Source organism: Mycobacterium sp. DHQP2018-32-09 (assembly GCF_058148405.1).
In genome coordinates, this window is record NZ_JBYVYK010000059.1 from 17,649 (window position 1) to 33,444 (window position 15,796).

At 72.2% G+C, this 15,796-nt stretch carries 12 protein-coding genes and 1 pseudogene; 7 read left to right on the forward strand and 6 right to left on the reverse strand.

Annotation, left to right across the window (positions count from 1 at the left end; all coding sequences use genetic code 11):
* Positions 1 to 58 precede the first annotated feature (58 nt).
* Positions 59 to 1,639, reverse strand: coding sequence for a PucR family transcriptional regulator (locus AC30CM_RS23260; RefSeq protein WP_490119279.1), 1,581 nt, complete (start codon positions 1,637 to 1,639; stop codon positions 59 to 61).
* 84 nt (positions 1,640 to 1,723) lie between these two features.
* On the opposite strand from AC30CM_RS23260, the gene pruA reads away from it, so the two are divergent.
* Entirely contained in the window at positions 1,724 to 3,373 is a 1,650-nt protein-coding gene (pruA, locus tag AC30CM_RS23265) for an L-glutamate gamma-semialdehyde dehydrogenase (RefSeq protein WP_490119280.1), read from the forward strand.
* Between the two features lie 2 nt (positions 3,374 to 3,375).
* Positions 3,376 to 4,332: a proline dehydrogenase family protein gene (locus tag AC30CM_RS23270; RefSeq protein WP_490119290.1), complete on the forward strand. Its 957-nt coding sequence runs from the start codon at positions 3,376 to 3,378 to the stop codon at positions 4,330 to 4,332.
* Between the two features lie 19 nt (positions 4,333 to 4,351).
* On the opposite strand, the gene AC30CM_RS23275 is transcribed toward AC30CM_RS23270, so the two are convergent.
* The gene (locus tag AC30CM_RS23275) at positions 4,352 to 5,158 is read right to left on the reverse strand and encodes an endo alpha-1,4 polygalactosaminidase (protein WP_490119281.1); all 807 of its coding nucleotides are present in this window, start codon (positions 5,156 to 5,158) and stop codon (positions 4,352 to 4,354) included.
* Entirely contained in the window at positions 5,155 to 5,706 is a 552-nt protein-coding gene (locus AC30CM_RS23280; RefSeq protein ID WP_490119282.1) for an NUDIX domain-containing protein, read from the reverse strand. Before AC30CM_RS23280 ends, AC30CM_RS23275 begins: the two co-directional genes overlap by 4 nt.
* Before the next feature lie 37 nt (positions 5,707 to 5,743).
* Between AC30CM_RS23280 and AC30CM_RS23285 the strand changes: the two genes are divergently transcribed.
* Positions 5,744 to 7,150, forward strand: coding sequence for an acyl-CoA synthetase (locus AC30CM_RS23285; protein ID WP_490119283.1), 1,407 nt, complete (start codon positions 5,744 to 5,746; stop codon positions 7,148 to 7,150).
* Positions 7,147 to 7,500 carry a VOC family protein gene (locus AC30CM_RS23290; protein ID WP_490119284.1) on the forward strand — a complete coding sequence of 118 codons (354 nt, stop codon included), beginning with the start codon at positions 7,147 to 7,149 and terminating at the stop codon, positions 7,498 to 7,500. Before AC30CM_RS23285 ends, AC30CM_RS23290 begins: the two co-directional genes overlap by 4 nt.
* On the opposite strand, the gene AC30CM_RS23295 is transcribed toward AC30CM_RS23290, so the two are convergent.
* Positions 7,497 to 10,559, reverse strand: a complete 3,063-nt coding sequence (locus AC30CM_RS23295) for an Ig-like domain-containing protein (RefSeq protein ID WP_490119291.1) — start codon at positions 10,557 to 10,559, stop codon at positions 7,497 to 7,499. The two genes, AC30CM_RS23290 and AC30CM_RS23295, sit on opposite strands and share 4 nt — an antisense overlap.
* Before the next feature lie 73 nt (positions 10,560 to 10,632).
* Here AC30CM_RS23295 and AC30CM_RS23300 point away from each other — a divergent pair, with 73 nt between their 5' ends.
* Positions 10,633 to 11,310 carry a hypothetical protein gene (locus AC30CM_RS23300; RefSeq protein ID WP_490119285.1) on the forward strand — a complete coding sequence of 226 codons (678 nt, stop codon included), beginning with the start codon at positions 10,633 to 10,635 and terminating at the stop codon, positions 11,308 to 11,310.
* A 412-nt stretch (positions 11,311 to 11,722) separates the two neighbouring features.
* Here the strand turns inward: AC30CM_RS23300 and dapD are convergent, their stop codons facing one another.
* A complete protein-coding gene (dapD, locus tag AC30CM_RS23305; protein ID WP_490119286.1) occupies positions 11,723 to 12,667 on the reverse strand; it encodes a 2,3,4,5-tetrahydropyridine-2,6-dicarboxylate N-succinyltransferase in 945 nt (314 codons plus the stop codon).
* A 34-nt stretch (positions 12,668 to 12,701) separates the two neighbouring features.
* Here dapD and dapE point away from each other — a divergent pair, with 34 nt between their 5' ends.
* Together dapE and AC30CM_RS23315 are read left to right on the forward strand one after the other, a co-directional pair.
* Positions 12,702 to 13,769, forward strand: a complete 1,068-nt coding sequence (dapE, locus tag AC30CM_RS23310) for a succinyl-diaminopimelate desuccinylase (protein ID WP_490119287.1) — start codon at positions 12,702 to 12,704, stop codon at positions 13,767 to 13,769.
* A gap of 140 nt (positions 13,770 to 13,909) precedes the next feature.
* A complete protein-coding gene (locus AC30CM_RS23315) occupies positions 13,910 to 15,511 on the forward strand; it encodes an ABC-F family ATP-binding cassette domain-containing protein (protein ID WP_490119288.1) in 1,602 nt (533 codons plus the stop codon).
* On the opposite strand, the pseudogene AC30CM_RS23320 reads toward AC30CM_RS23315, so the two are convergent.
* A pseudogene (locus AC30CM_RS23320) lies at positions 15,500 to 15,796 on the reverse strand (hypothetical protein); the annotation flags it as partial. The gene AC30CM_RS23315 and the pseudogene AC30CM_RS23320 sit on opposite strands and share 12 nt — an antisense overlap.

Below are 15,796 nucleotides of genomic sequence, written 5' to 3' on the forward strand. Positions count from 1 at the left end.
GGCGCGGCTGGCCGCGCGAGACTGACGGGCGCGGCTGGCCGCCTGGCGCGCACGCGATTCAGTCGAGCGCGCGCAGGCTCAGCGACAGCAGCAGTCGCACGTCGGGATCGGCGAGCGTCGTGCCCACCACGTCCTCGATGCGGCGAATCCGATAGCGCACGGTGTTGGGGTGTACGTGCAGGCGGCGCGCCGCGGCCGCGACGTCGCCGAAGGCGTCCAGGTGGGCGCGCAGGGTCTCGGCGAGCACCGGGTCCGCGGCCCGCAGCGCTCGAATCCGGGGGTCGATCAGCCGCTCGTCGGCCGCGATCAGGGTGACGATCTCGTCGAGCACCACCGTGGTGCGGGCCTCGGCCAGCGACGTCACCGCGCCCAGGGTGCCGGGGTGTCGCCGCGCGCTGTCGAGCACGCGGTCGACCTCGGCGCGGGCGGCGGCGACGCCGTCCAGCCCGTCGACGGGGGCGGCGAACACTGCGCGCAACTCGACGTTCAGCTCGGAACGCAGAGCGCCGACGGTGCCGCGCAGCCAGGACGGCACCGAGGCTCGCCCGGTGTCGGGCAGCAGGACGTAGACGCGGTCGCCGTCGGCGGTGCCCTGCGCCGTCACCTGGGCGTCGGGACGAAAGGCGCTGGCGCTCAACGCCAGGACGTCGGACAGCCGCACCGACGCGGGGCGCGGCCCGTCGAAGCCGACCACCGTCGGCCTGCCGTGCGACAGGATGCCGAGGTCGCGCGCCAGGGCGTCGACGTCGCGATCGCCGGTGCGCAGTCCCAGCAGTTCGGCCAGCAGCACCGCGTGCGCCGACGGCGTCGTCGCCAGCCGGGTCAGGACGCGTGCCGCGAGCACCGCCGCACCGCGCAGCACGTCGTCGGTGTCGTCGGCCAACGGTCGGGAGCCCTCTTGCAGCCAGATGGTGCCGGCGAAGGTGGGCGGCCGATGGGGCTGATCGGCCGCGGTGACGATGCCGACGGCGCGACGCGGCCGCAGTCCCAGTTCCGGTCGGGCGGCCACGCGCACCACCTCGCCGGCGCGCACGGCGTCGAAGATGCCCCAGGTGTCGATCCAGGCCAGGTGTTCGGCCGGGCCGGCGCGGCCCAGGATGGACAGTCGGCGCAGTTCGTCGGCCTCGTCGTTGGAGGCCGAGTACGCCAGTACGTGCGACTGGGCGTCCTCGATGCTGATCATGCCGCGGGTGCGGTCGGCGATCGACTGGGCGAGGCCGAACAGGTCGGTGCCGGAGTCCAGTGCGGGGTCGGCGCTCAGGTGGTCGAACACGTGGTCCACCAGGCGGTACAGCCGTTCCCAGCGGGCCAGGGGTTCTACGGCCACGACGGCCGATCCCAGACCGCCAGCCCTGGCGATCACCGCGTCGGACGGTTCCTTGACGAAGATCGCCGCGGGCACCCGCTGCGCACCCTGCCGCGCCAGCCACGTCAGCACCTCGTCGTCGGCCAGGCCGAGCAGCAGGAACACGTCGGCCGACACCGCACCTCTGGCGAGGCCCAGTCGCACGTCGTCGGGATCGACGAGCGCGGCCGAGGCCACCTGCAGGTCCAGCCCGCGCGGGGAGTCGACCAGGGTCACCATCGTCGCGTCGAGCGCCAGCAGTAGTTGGCCCAGGCTGACACTGCGCCTCGTCATGTTGGCCGATCGTACCGGCGAAGGGTATGGGCTTTGGCCGTTCGGCCAAGACGTGCGGGGCCGGTCCGGATCACACTCGTGACCATGACGACGTTTTCGAGCACCGCCGTCACCGCCGTCACCGCCGTCCCGCCGCCGGTCAACGAGCCGGTACACGACTACGCGCCGGGCAGCCCCGAGCGCGCCCGGCTGCGCGCTGCGCTCGACGAGCTGGCTAGGACCGCCATCGACCTGCCGCACGTCATCGGCGGCCGACACGCGATGGGCGACGGTGACCGCATCGACGTCGTGCAACCGCATCGCCACGCCGCGGTGCTGGGCACCCTGACCAACGCCACCCACGCCGACGCCACCGCGGCCGTCGACGCGGCGATCGACGCCAAGGACGCCTGGGCGGCAACGTCGTTCGACGAGCGAGCGGCCGTCTTCCTGCGCGCGGCGGACCTGCTGGCAGGCCCGTGGCGCGAGCGCATGGCCGCGGCCACCATGCTGGGCCAGTCGAAGACCGCCTACCAGGCCGAGATCGACGCACCGTGCGAGCTGGTGGACTTCTGGCGGTTCAACGTCGCGTTCGCCCGCGAGGTGCTGTCGCAGCAGCCCGTCAGCGGGCCGGGGGTGTGGAACCGCACCGACTACCGCCCCCTCGAAGGGTTCGTCTACGCCGTCACGCCGTTCAACTTCACCGCGATCGCGGGCAACCTGCCCACCGCGCCCGCGCTCGTGGGCAACACCGTCGTGTGGAAACCGTCGGTGACGCAGACGTTCTCGGCGTACCTCACCATGCAGCTGCTCGAGGCCGCGGGGTTGCCGCCGGGCGTCGTGAACCTGGTGACCGGCGACGGGTACGCGGTGTCCGACGTCGTGCTGTCGGATCCGCGGCTGGCGGGCATCCACTTCACCGGTTCCACCGCGACCTTCCAGCACCTGTGGCGTGAGGTGGGCAGCCACGTCGACCGGTACCGCACCTACCCGCGGTTGGTGGGGGAGACCGGCGGCAAGGACTTCGTGCTGGCGCACCCCAGCGCCCGTCCCGACGTGCTGCGCACCGCGCTCATCCGCGGCGCGTTCGACTACCAGGGGCAGAAGTGCTCGGCCGCCTCACGCGCCTACGTGCCGCGGTCGGTGTGGAACCGCATGGGAGACGACTTCCTCGGTGCCACGGCCGAACTGAGCTACGGCGACGTCACCGACCTGTCGCACTTCGGCGGTGCCCTGATCGATCGGCGCGCGTTCGACAAGAACGTGGCCGCCATCGAGCGGGCCAAGGGTGCCCGCATCACGGTGGCCGTCGGCGGTGACCACGACGACGAGCAGGGCTACTTCGTCCAGCCGACGGTGCTGCTGTCCGACGATCCGGGCGACGAGGCCTTCGCCACCGAGTACTTCGGGCCGATCCTGGCCGTGCACGTCTACGACGACGCCGACTGGGACCGGATCCTCGACGTGGTGGACGGCGGCTCCGCGTACGGGCTCACCGGCGCCGTGATCGCCGACGACCGGGCCGCGATCCTGACCGCCCAGAGTCGGCTGCGGCACGCGGCGGGCAACTTCTACGTCAACGACAAGCCGACGGGCGCCGTGGTCGGCCAGCAGCCCTTCGGTGGGTCGCGGGCGTCGGGCACCAACGACAAGGCGGGCTCACCGCTGAACCTGCTGCGCTGGACGTCGCCGCGGTCCATCAAGGAGACGTTCGTCCCGCCCACCGCCCACCGCTACCCGCATCAGGAGGCATGACCATGGGAGCGTTCTCGAGCGTGGCCCGGCCGGCGATCCTGGCCGCGGCCCGGTCCGACCGGCTGCGCCGGCTGGCGGAGGGGCTACCGGTGACACGTGACGTCGTGCACCGGTTCGTGCCAGGGGAGAGCGCCGCGGACGTGCTGGAGGCGGTTGCGGCGCTGCGGAATTCGGGACGCCTGGTGTCGGTGGACCACCTGGGGGAGGACGTCACCGACGCCGAGGCGGCCGAGGCGACGGTGCGGGCGTACCTCGCGCTGCTCGACGAGCTGGGCCGCCGCGGTGAGGGTGACGGCGAGCCGCGGGCGCTCGAGGTGTCGCTGAAACTCTCGGCACTCGGGCAGGCGCTGCCCCGCGACGGGGAGAAGATCGCGCTGGAGAACGCCCACCTGATCTGTTCCCGGGCTCGCGAGGTCGGCGCGTGGGTGACGATCGACGCCGAGGATCACACCACCACCGACTCGACGCTGTCGATCGTGCGCGAGTTGCGTGCGGACTTCGACTGGCTGGGCACCGTGCTGCAGGCCTACCTGCGGCGCACCGAGGCCGACTGTCGCGACCTCGCCGGTGCGCGGATCCGGCTGTGCAAGGGCGCCTATGACGAGCCGGCGACCGTGGCGTACCGGGACGCCGACGAGGTGACGGCGTCCTACCTACGGTGCCTGCGCATCCTGATGGCCGGTGCGGGCTATCCGATGGTGGCCTCCCACGATCCGGCGATCATCGCCGCGGTGCCGCCGTTGGCGCGCGAGTTCGGGCGCGGGCCGTACGGTTTCGAGTATCAGATGCTCTACGGCATCCGCGACGCCGAGCAGCGCAGGCTGGCCGACGCCGGCGATCACGTGCGGGTGTACGTCCCGTTCGGCACGCAGTGGTACGGCTACTTCGTGCGTCGGCTCGCCGAACGCCCCGCGAACCTCGCGTTCTTCCTGCGCGCGCTCACCGAGCGCCGAGCGTGACCGGACGTCGGGCGCTGCCCTACCCGCATTGCTCGTAGACGTGGCCCCGGGCGCCACGTGGGGCCAGGGCCCGGTCGCGCAGGATCGTCAGCGGTGCGCGATCGGGTGCCGCGCACACGGCGGAGAACGGCGCAGGCAGGTTGTCGGAGTACTCGATCTGCAGGACGTGCGGGCCGTAGGCGCTCGCATAGCCGGCGCACTCGTCGTGGGCTGCGCACTCCTCGGCCACGGCGAAGTCGAAGCCCACCTCGCTGCGCCCCACGTCGGCGATCTCGACGGCGTTCTTCTGGCCGATGGCCAACCCGTGGTCGTGTGCGAGCCGCACGTACGCCTTCGCCAGGTCCAGCGCACCGGCACGGTCGATGGTGGCGAACCGGGTGAACGTGTCCAGGTTGTCGATCTCGACGGCGTCGAAACCGGCCGCCGCGCAACCGGTGACGACGCCTCCCAGCGCCTCCAGGATCGTCGACCGCTGTGCCGCCGTCGACGGGTCCAGGACGTATTCGTCGGGCCAGTCCGGGTCGCTCACGGGCTGTCCGGTGGCGTCGCGGAGCAGCGCCCCGGCCCGGTGGGACAGCCAGTCCGCGCGGGCGTCCGGCTGAGTCTGGAACCCGTTGACGTAGCAGACGTCGTAGGTCCCCGGCAGCGGGCGGGCCGCCGCGTCGCGCACCACGACCGCCAGGCCGGGGCGTTCGTAGGCCCCACCCAGCTGGTAGTCGAAACCCCCGGTGGTGGGCGGCAGCTCCGCACCGGCGGGGGCGGCCGTCGCGCACGCGACCAGAGCCAGCGCCGCCGCGCACGGTGCACCCCACCGGCGCGCGCTCATTCGCGGGCCCGCGCGAGCCGCAGCAGCATCCACGCGGCGATGGTCTGGGCGTCGGTGATCTCGCCCGCGGCGATCATGTCGTCGATCCGGGCCCCGGTGAACCAGTCGCTGCGCATGTCCTGCTCCTCGTGCTCCCGGTCGTGATCACCCTCGGTGAGCCCGGTGGCCAGCCACACCCAACCGCGCTGGCTGCTCATCCCCGGCGCGACGTCGAGCTGACCCAGGCGCGTCCACGTGTCGGCGCGCAGGCCGGTCTCCTCGCGGAGTTCCTGCGCGGCCAGTTCGGCGGCCGGTGGCTCGTCGCCGTCGAGGCTGCCGGGTGCGGTGCCCTGCGGGAACTCCCAGCGCCGCAACCCGATCGGGTAGCGGAACTGCTCGACGAGCCGGTAGCGGTCGCCGTCGGTGGCGATCACCAGCGCGTACGTCGGCTTGTCGACGACGCCGTAGATGCCGGGGGAACCGTCCTGGCGCCGCACGTCGTCCTCGCGCAGCACCATCCACGGATTGCGATAGACCTCGCGTGTGTTCACGCGCTCGATGGGATCCACGCGCCTCAGTATCCCGTGCGGCGGTAGCCTCGCTCGTGTGTTGCTCCCCTCGCTGAACCCGGCGGCCGTCGCCGCGGGCCACGACGTCGCCGATGCCCTGCGGATCGCGGGCGCCACGCTGAGCCGCAGCGACCTGGTCGGTGGCGGCACCGCGGTGGCCGAGCGCGTGGCCAGCCAGGTGGGCGGGCAGCGCGTGGCCATCCTCGCCACGCCGACGCCCGCCACGGTGTACGCGATGGTCGGCTGTCTCATCGCAGGCGTGCAGTTCGTGCCCGTACCCGCCGACGTCGGCTCGACCGAACGGCGCCACATGCTCGTCGACTCGGCGGCCGTCGCATGGCTCGGGGACGTGCCCGAGGAGTCGGAGGGGTTGCCGCACATCCCCGTTCGGCTGCACGCGCGGTCGTGGCACCGGTACGCCGAACCGCCGCCCGAGGCGCCCGCCATGGTGATGTACACCTCGGGGACGACGGGTGCGCCCAAGGGCGTGGTGATCAGCCGGGGCGCCATCGCGGCCGACGTCGACGCGTTGGCCGCGGCGTGGCAGTGGACGGCCGAGGACACGCTGGTGCACGGGTTGCCGCTGTTCCACGTGCACGGCCTGGTGTTGGGCCTGCTGGGGTCGCTGCGCATCGGCAACCGCTTCGTCCACACCGGCAAGCCCACACCGCAGGCGTACGCCGAGGCGGCGGGCACGCTGTACTTCGGCGTGCCGACGGTGTGGTCGCGGGTGGTCGCCGATCCCGCTGCGGCGCAGGCGTTGTCGTCGGCCCGCCTGCTGGTGTCGGGCAGCGCGCCCCTGCCGGTCCCGGTGTTCGACGGTCTCGTCGAACTCACCGGCCACGCGCCCGTGGAACGCTACGGTTCCACCGAATCGCTGATCACGCTCAGCACGCTGGCCGACGGTGAGCGGCGCCCCGGTTGGGTGGGTCTGCCACTCGCCGGGGTGAGCACGCGGCTGGTCGACGACCACGGTGCCGAGGTGCCCCACGACGGGGAGTCCATCGGCAAGCTCGAGGTGCGGGGCCCGATGCTGTTCGACGGCTACCTCAACCGGCCCGACGCGACCGCCGAGGTGTTGGCCGACGGGTGGTACCGCACCGGCGACGTCGCGGTGATCGACGCCGCCGGGATGCACCGCATCGTCGGCCGCGAGTCGGTGGACCTGATCAAGTCGGGCGGTTACCGCGTGGGTGCCGGCGAGATCGAGACGGCGCTGCTGGGGCACCCCGGCGTCGTCGAGGCCGCCGTGGTGGGCGTGCCCGACGCCGACCTGGGGCAGCGCATCGTGGCGTTCGTGGTGGGCGACGCCGACCCGCAGGCGTTGATCGACCACGTGGCCGAACGGCTTTCGGCGCACAAGCGTCCCCGCGAGGTGCGCATCGTGGCGAGTCTGCCCCGCAACGCCATGGGCAAGGTGATGAAGAAGGAGCTGATGACGTGAGCCTGGCGTTCACCGAGATCTGCATCGACGCCGACGACGTGCACGCGCTGGCCGGCTGGTGGGCGACGGTCCTGGGTTGGCCGTACGAGCCCACCGACGACGGTGACGTCGTGGTGCGCGCGCCCGCGGGCGCCGGCCCGGACTGGCTGTTCATCGAGGTCCCGGAGGGCAAGACCGTGAAGAACCGGCTGCATCTGGACTTCACGCCCGACGATCAGGAGGCCGAGGTGGCGCGACTGATCGGGCTGGGCGCCACGCGCGCCGACGTCGGCCAGACGGGCGACGAGTCGTGGGTGGTGCTCGCCGACCCGGAGGGCAACGAGTTCTGCGTGCTGGCGGCGAAGGGTTAGACGTCCTCGGGCCGACCGAGGAACAGGCACGTCGGCCAGGTGTTCGCCGGGTCGTCCCAGCCTGGGAACCAGTCGCCACCGCAGGTGCCGTAGGCGCTGTCCGATGACGACACGCTCACCGCGACGGTGCCGGTCGACGGGGTGCCGGGGCCGTCCTCGGTCACGGTGATCGTCGCGGTGAACGGCCCGTCGCCCTGCTCGGTGGTGTGGAAGTAGAAGACGAACGAGTCGGTGCCCAGGAAGCCCTGCCGCGGGGTGTAGGTGAAGGAGCCGTCCTCGGCGAGGTTCAGCGCGCCGTGAGCAGGCCCGGTCTCGAGACCGGTGAGCCACCCCTGGTAACTGGTGCCGGCCAGCACGCCGCCGCCGAACGAGACGGTCAGCGTCCGGTTCTTGCCGACGGTGTAGGACTTGACCGGCGCCGCCGGCGGGGTCGGGTCGTAGACGGTCACGGTCACGGTGGCCTGGGCGACGGCGCCGAATTCGTCGGTGACCTCGTAGGTGAACGACGCCATGCCGACGTACCCGTCGGCCGGGGTGAAGTCGATCGTGCCGTCCTTGCGAACGACCGCCGTTCCGCCGAACTCGGGCTGGGAGACCACCGAGACGGTGAGCGTCGTGCCGTCGTAGTCGTAGTCGTTGGCGAGCACGTCGATGGAGACGGGCGTGCCGACCGGCGTGGCGGCGACGTCGTCGGTGGTGACCGGCGGCCGGTTCCCCTGGGTGAAGACGACGTCGAGCGACGCGACGCTCCAGCGGCCGCGCTCGTCGGTGATCTGATAGACGACGGAGTCGCCGAGGGCGTTGCTGCCGGGGAATGACGTGTACGTCAGGACGCCGGTTGTCGCGTCGACGGTCACGGTCCCGTACTGCGGCGTGCTCAGCACCTCGACGGTGGGAGTCCCGATGAAGGAGTCGTTGCCCAGCAGATCGACGACCACCGTGCCGCCCTCGCGCACCGTCACGACGTCGTCGGTTGCCACCGGGGCGGTCGAGGGCGTCAGCACGACCGTCACCCGGACGGTGACGACGTTGGTGCCGTCGTGCACCTCGTAGGTGAAGCCGTCGGTGCCCACGAACGTGCCGTCGGGCACGTAGGCGATCGTGCCATCGGTGTACCGCTGGACGAAGCCGTGGGCGGGTTGTTCCCCGTCGCGGACCCACAGGACGTCGCCGTCGGGATCGGTGACGCCGGCGAGCGGGTCGAAGTCGACGTCGACGTCGGCTTCGGTGTGCAACGTCCAGTCCGGGGCGACGGGTGGGAGGTTCGGCGCCGCGGCCACCCCGAAGAACACCGTCGCCGTCGCGGTCGCCCCGGCCGAGTCGGTGACCGTGTAGGTGAACCAGTCGTCGCCGCCGAAACCCGTTGCGGGCGTGTAGGTGAACGAACCGTCGCCGGCGACGGTGACGGTGCCGTGTGCCGGCTGGGTGATCGCCGTGACGGTGAGCGGGTCGCCCGGATCCTCGTCGTTGGCGAGCAGTCCGTGGGTGGCGTCGACGGTCAACGGGGTGCCGTGCGCCACCTGGTAGCCGTCGTCGGAGGCGACGGGGGTCCGGTTGGCGACGGTCACCGTCACGACGCCCGCGGCCGTGGCGCCCGCGATGTCGGTGACGGTGAAGACGAAGCTGTCGGTACCGGAGAAGCCGGGTAACGGAGTGTAGGTGAACTGGCCGTCGGCGCCCATCGCGACGGTGCCGGAGGTCGGTGCTCCGGCGGTGAAGGTGAGGTCGTCGGCGACGTCGACGTCCGTGGCATGCCAGGCGACGGTGTCGGTGACGGCCACGCCGGGTCCGGTGGTGAACGTCGCGGGGGTGGTCACGGGAGCGTCGTTGACGGCGGTCACCGTGATCCTGACGACGTACTGCCCGTAGGTGGTGCCGTCCATGACGTGGTAGGTGAAGTCGTCGGCGCCGTTGAAGTCGGCGTCGGGGCGGTAGGTGAAGGATCCGTCGGGCCGGATCTCGACGGTGCCGTGCGCCGGGGTGCCGAAGAGGTCGTAGGTGAGCGTGTCGCCGTCGGCGTCGCTGGTGGGCAGGACGCCCACGTACGGGGTGTCCTCGGCGGTGCTGACGTCGAGGTGTTCGCCGAGCGGCGGGTCGTTGACCGGGGTCACGGTGATCGCGATGGTGCCGGTGCTCGGGGGCGTGGTTACGTCGGTGACGGTGTAGGTGAAGGAGTCCGTCCCGTGGAAGTCGGCGGCCGGCGTGTAGACGTAGCGGCCGTCGGCGCCGAGGGTCACGGTGCCGTGCAGCGGGGCCCGTCCGATGCCGTAGGACAGGGCGTCGCCGTCCACCTCGATGACCGGGACGACCCCGGTGAACACGGAATCCTCGGGGCCCGTGACGGTGTCGTCGTGGGCGACGGGGGCGTCGTCGACCGGTGTGACCGTGACCGTGACGCCGTATCCGACGGTGAACGTGCCGTCGCTCACGGTGTAGCCGAAGGAGTCGACACCGTGGAAGTCCGGCGCGGGGGTGTAGGTGTAGGTGCCGTCGGCCGCCACCACGACGGTGCCTGACTGCGGCGGTTGGGCGACGGCGTAGACGAGCGCGTCACCGTCCACGTCGACGGCGGCGGGCAGCGTCGCGGTGACCGGGGTGTCCTCGGCGACGTCCACCGCGGCGTCGGAGCCGACCGGACGATCGGGTGCCGGGGTGACGGTGATGGTGGCCGCCGCGACGACGACGACGCCGTCGGAATCGGTGAGCGTGTAGCCGAACTGGTCGTCGCCGTGGAAGTCCGCGTCGGGGACGTAGATGAAGTTCCCGCTGGCGTCGAGGGTGAGCGTGCCGTGCGCGGGAGGGGTGCCGTCGGCGACGGTGACGGTCCCCGGCGTCACGTCGGGATGGAGGTCGAGGACGCTCCCGAAGAGCGGCTGGTCTTCGTCGATCTCGAAGGTCGCGGGCGTCGGCAGCGCGGCGGCGGAGGTCCGCAGCGTCTCGCCCGAGCCGTCGCCCTCGGCTTCGCGCCGCGTCCAGGCGAGTACCGCCCACAGCAGCGGTGACGCGGCGGGCGTCGCCGGGCCGGGCAGGACGAAGGGTGCGACGGCTGCCGCGAGCATCGCGGCCACCGTCGTTTCCTCCTGCGGCGCAGGCGGATTCGCATCATCCGCAGCGACGGTGCCGGCCGTCGCGGTGACGGCCGGCTCGGACGAGGCCACCGGAGCGCTGGAGCGGGGGGCCACGACACTGTCGGTCGATGGTGCGTCGACCGACACCGTGTCGGCGTGGACGACCGCTTCGGGTGTCGTGGGGCGGTTAGCCGGTGCCGGGTCGTCGTTCTTCGCGGGCGCGGGTGACGGTGTCGGTGTCGGTGTCGGTGTCGGTGTCGGTGTCGGTGTCGGTGTCTGTGACGCCGGCGTCGGCGTCGGTGACGCCGGCACCGCGGGCGCGTCGTCCGGCGTCGGGCGTGGGGTCGGCTCGTCGGACGTCCGGTGGTCGGAGGTGATGGCCCCGCCGCTGCTGTCGACGTTCATCACCGGTGGCCGCGGCGATCCCGTGCTACCGGAGGTGGCCGACGACCCGGTGGTCGTCGTCGCGGCCGGCGCGGTGCTCGTCGGGGACGGCGGTGAAGACGTCGCCCCGGTGCTGGACCCGGCATCGGAGTCGGTGGTGGAACCCGTGCTGGAGCCGGCGGTGGACCCGGTGCTCGACGTGCCCGCCGACGAGCCGGTCGCTGGCGAACTCGACGAGGAGGATCCCGCAGAGCCGGAGGACGCTTCGGTGCCCTCGTCGGCCGACGCGACGGGGGAGGCGGCGAGGGCGGCACCCACGCCGAGCGCCACGGCCAGCGCTCCGATCCTGCCCACGTAGCGGGCGTACGTCCCCGTGAGCGGCCGCGGTCCCACGGAAACGAGGTGGTGGGTGGGGGTGGAGCGGGTGCAGCGATGCCGTGCCGTCATGACGATGCCTTCCGGTGTGCGTGGCACCCGTCACGTGGGGCGGCGTCGGCTTCAACGACCCGCGGTGCAGGTTCGATCGCAAACTTACGGCATAGTCAATTCGAACGCCAGCAAATCGATGTCATTGCCGACGGAAGAAATCGTCGGCCACCCGGCAGCGCACCTGCGGTCCGAAGGATCGATCTTGAACGACGCACCACCTGCGCATTGCCGTGCGGTGGCCGGCGAGCGCCGCCGTCGGTGGCGCGGGGCTGCGGCTGAGGCCGGGCAAAGCGGTGATGTCTGCGGAGGCAAACGCTTTGCCGTAATCGCCGAGCGGCGCGTCAGTTGGCGTGCAGCGCCTCGTTGAGGGTGATGCCGGTGCCGTCGCGCTTGACGACCTCCACCGCACCCGAGAGGGAGTTGCGCCGGAACAGCAGGTTGCTCGCACCCGACAGCTCGACGGCCTTGACGGTGGCCCCGTCGCCGGTGGTGACCTTGGTGCCGCCGGTGACGTACAGCCCGGCTTCGACGACGCAGTCGTCACCCAGGGAGATGCCCAGGCCGGAGTTGGCGCCCAGCAGGCAGCGCCGGCCCACCGCGATGACTTCCTTGCCGCCGCCGGACAGCGTGCCCATGATCGACGCGCCGCCGCCGACGTCGGAGCCGTCGCCGACGACGACGCCCGCCGAGATGCGGCCCTCGACCATCGACGTGCCGAGCGTGCCGGCGTTGAAGTTCACGAACCCCTCGTGCATCACCGTGGTGCCCTCGGCCAGGTGCGCACCCAGGCGCACGCGGTCGGCGTCGGCGATGCGCACGCCCGTGGGCAGCACGTAGTCGGTCATGCGGGGGAACTTGTCCACGCCGTACACCGCGACGGCCCCGCGCGAGCGCAGCCGGATGCGGGTGTTCTCAAAACCGTCGACGGCGCAGGGCCCTTCGCTGGTCCACACCACGTTGGCCAGCAGCCCGAAGATGCCGGTGAGGTTCAGGCCGTGCGGTGCCACCAGGCGGTGCGAGAGCAGGTGCAGGCGCAGGTAGACGTCATAGGCGTCGACGGGCGCGTCGTCGAGCGAGGCGATGGTGGTCCGCACCAGGACCAGGTCCACGTCACGCAACTCATCGCGGCCCGCGAGCGCGGCGAGGTCGTCGGGCACCTCGGCGACCGAGAGCCGTGTCGTGCCCGCGGCGCCGTCACCGGCCAACTCGGGGGCGGGAAACCACGTGTCGAGAACCGTTCCGTCGGCGGCGATGGTGGCGACGCCGACGCCTGATGCGCTAGTCACGTCCTCAGAGGGTACTGGACTAGCCTCGACGATCGTGGGGCTGGAACTGCATGCCGATCCGATCGAGCTGACGGCCGCGCTGGTGGACATTCCCAGCGAGTCGCGGCACGAGCAGCGCATCGCCGACGAGATCGAGGAGGCGCTGCGGCGGCAGGCGCCGCACGTCGAGGTGATCCGTTCGGGGGCCGCGGTGCTGGCGCGCACGCATCTCGGCAGACCCACGCGGGTGCTGCTGGCCGGCCACACCGACACGGTGCCCGCCGCGGACAACCTGCCCAGCCGCGTCGACGGCGACCGGCTCTACGGCTGCGGCACGTCGGACATGAAGTCCGGTGACGCGGTGTTCCTGCACCTGCTCGCCACCGTCACCGAACCCGCACACGACATCACGCTGGTGATGTACGACTGCGAGGAGATCGAGTCGTCGGCCAACGGGTTGGGCCGCATCGAGCGCGACCTCCCGGACTGGCTGACCGCCGACCTCGCGGTGCTGGGCGAGCCGTCCGGCGGCTTCATCGAGGCCGGGTGCCAGGGCACCATCCGCGTCGTGGTGCGCGCGACGGGCACGCGGGCGCACTCGGCGCGATCATGGCTGGGCGACAACGCCATCCACAAGTTGGGCGACGTGCTGTCCCGGTTGTCGGCCTACCGGCCGCGGTCGGTCGACATCGACGGCTGCACCTATCGCGAGGGGTTGTCCGCCGTGCGCATCGACGGTGGCGTCGCGGGCAACGTCATCCCCGACGCGGCGTCGGTCACCGTCAACTTCCGGTTCGCCCCGGACCGCGACGTCGACGCGGCCTTCGCCCACGTCCGCGAGGTGTTCGACGGGCTGCCGATCGACCTGCAGTTGGCCGACGCGGCCCCCGGCGCGCTGCCGGGGCTCACCCAACCCGCGGCCGCGGCCCTGGTGGCCGCCGCGGGCGGCCAGGTGCGGGCGAAGTTCGGCTGGACCGACGTGGCGCGCTTCGCCGCGCTCGGCATCCCGGCGGTGAACTACGGACCCGGTGATCCGAACCTCGCGCACCGGTCCGACGAACACGTCGAGACCGCGCAGATCACCGCGACCACGGACACCTTGCGCAGATATTTGCTTGCGTAGCCCGGTTACCCTGGTGGGGTCCGTGTCGTCGAGTCGAGGTGGGTCCGTCGTGGTGGGAGAAGACATCTCCGGATGACTCCGGAGTACGTCGGTCTTCCCATCCACCGGCCCCCGTGGGGCCACCCTCGAAGGATCTCGACATGTCTTCCGTCGTCATCTCCCGGTTGTCGTTCTCGTGGCCGGACGACACCCCGGTGTTCACCGATCTCAGCGCCACCTTCGCCGCCGGCCGCACCGGCCTGATCGCACCCAACGGCGCGGGCAAGAGCACGCTGCTGCGTCTGGTCGCCGGGGTGTTGCCCGCGGGTGCGGGCACCGTCACCGTCGACGGCACGCTGGCCTACCTCCCGCAGACGCTGTCGCTCGACGGGGCGGCGACGGTGTCCGACGTCCTGGGCGTGACCGGCGTGGTCGCGGCCCTCGACGCGCTGGCCGCGGGCGACGCCTCGCCGCAGGTCTTCGCCGCCATCGGCGACGACTGGGACGTCGAGGAGCGTTGCCGCGTGCTGCTGGCGCGCCTCGGGTTGGCCGACGTCGACCTGGATCGCACCGTGTCGACGCTCAGCGGTGGTCAGGTGATGTCGGTGGGTCTGGCGGCGCGGCTGCTCACCACCCCCGACGTGTTGCTCCTCGACGAACCGACCAACAACCTCGACCTCGCGGCGCGCGGGCGGCTGTACGACGCACTCGATCAGTTCCGCGGCACCGTGCTCCTGGTCAGCCACGACCGGGCGCTGCTGGATCGCATGGACCGCATCGCCGAGCTGCGCGACGGCGAGATCCGGTTCCACGGCGGCAATTTCACGTCGTACACCGCAGCGACGGCGGCCGCCGCGGTGGCCGCCCAGGCGGATGTGCGGCACGCCGAACAACTGCTCAAGCGGGAGCGGCGCCAGATGCAGGAGGCCCGCGAGCGGGCGGCGCGGCGATCGAGCAACGCCGCGCGCACCGTCAAGGACGCCGGCCTGCCGAAGATCCTGATCGGCGCCCGCAAGCGGCGCGCCGAGGAGTCGGCGGGCCGCGCCGACGACGTGCATGCCGATCGCGTCGACGAGGCGCGCCAACGGCTGGCCGACGCCGAGCGGGCCGTGCGCGACGACGACGTGTTGACGCTCCGGCTTCCCGACACCGAGGTGCCCGCGGGCCGCACCGTGTTGGTGGCGCGCGGTGTCCGCGTCGGTGACCTGTTCGCCGGGGATGGTGTGGACCTCGAGGTGCGCGGACCCGAGCGCATCGCGCTCGTCGGTGCCAACGGGGCGGGCAAGTCGACGTTGCTGCGGGTACTCGGTGGCGACGTCGTTCCCGACGCCGGGCAGGTGGAGCGCGCCGACGGCCGCGTCGCCCACGTGTCGCAGCGCTTGGACCTGTTGGACGAGGACCTGTCGGTGGCCGAGAACCTCGCTGCGTTCGCGCCGAGCCTGACGCACACCCGGCGCATGCACCTGCTGGCGCAGTTCCTCTTCGGTGGGGATCGGCATGCCCTACCGGTGGCGGCGCTCTCGGGCGGGGAGCGGTTGCGGGCCACGTTGGCGTGCGTGCTGTTCGCCGAACCGGCACCCATGCTGCTGCTGCTCGACGAGCCGACCAACAACCTGGACCTGGCGAGCATCGGGCAACTGGAGGCGGCGCTCGACGCCTACCGGGGTGCGCTGATCGTGGTGAGCCACGACGAGGCGTTCCTCGACGCCGTCGGCGTTCGGCGCACGTGGCGCCTGGCCGACGGGGTGCTGTCAGAGGGGTGACTGCTGGGGACGGGTGCGGGCAGGCCCGTCGGGGACGGCCGGCGACGTGGGCGCCTGGCCGTGCGGCGCGGGCTGGGCGGGGGCGGTACCGCGGCCCTCACCGCCAGGCGCCGCACCGGAGGCACCGCGTTCGGCGTCCTTGCCACGGGCTTCGTCCCTGCTCTCATCCTTGCGCTCGTCCCTGCCCTCGCGACTGGCCTCGTCGCGCTCCGCACCGGGGGCATGCTCACCCGTCGGCAGCCCGCGGGCCGCGCCGGCCGCGCCGCCCCCGGCGGCGCCGCCCGC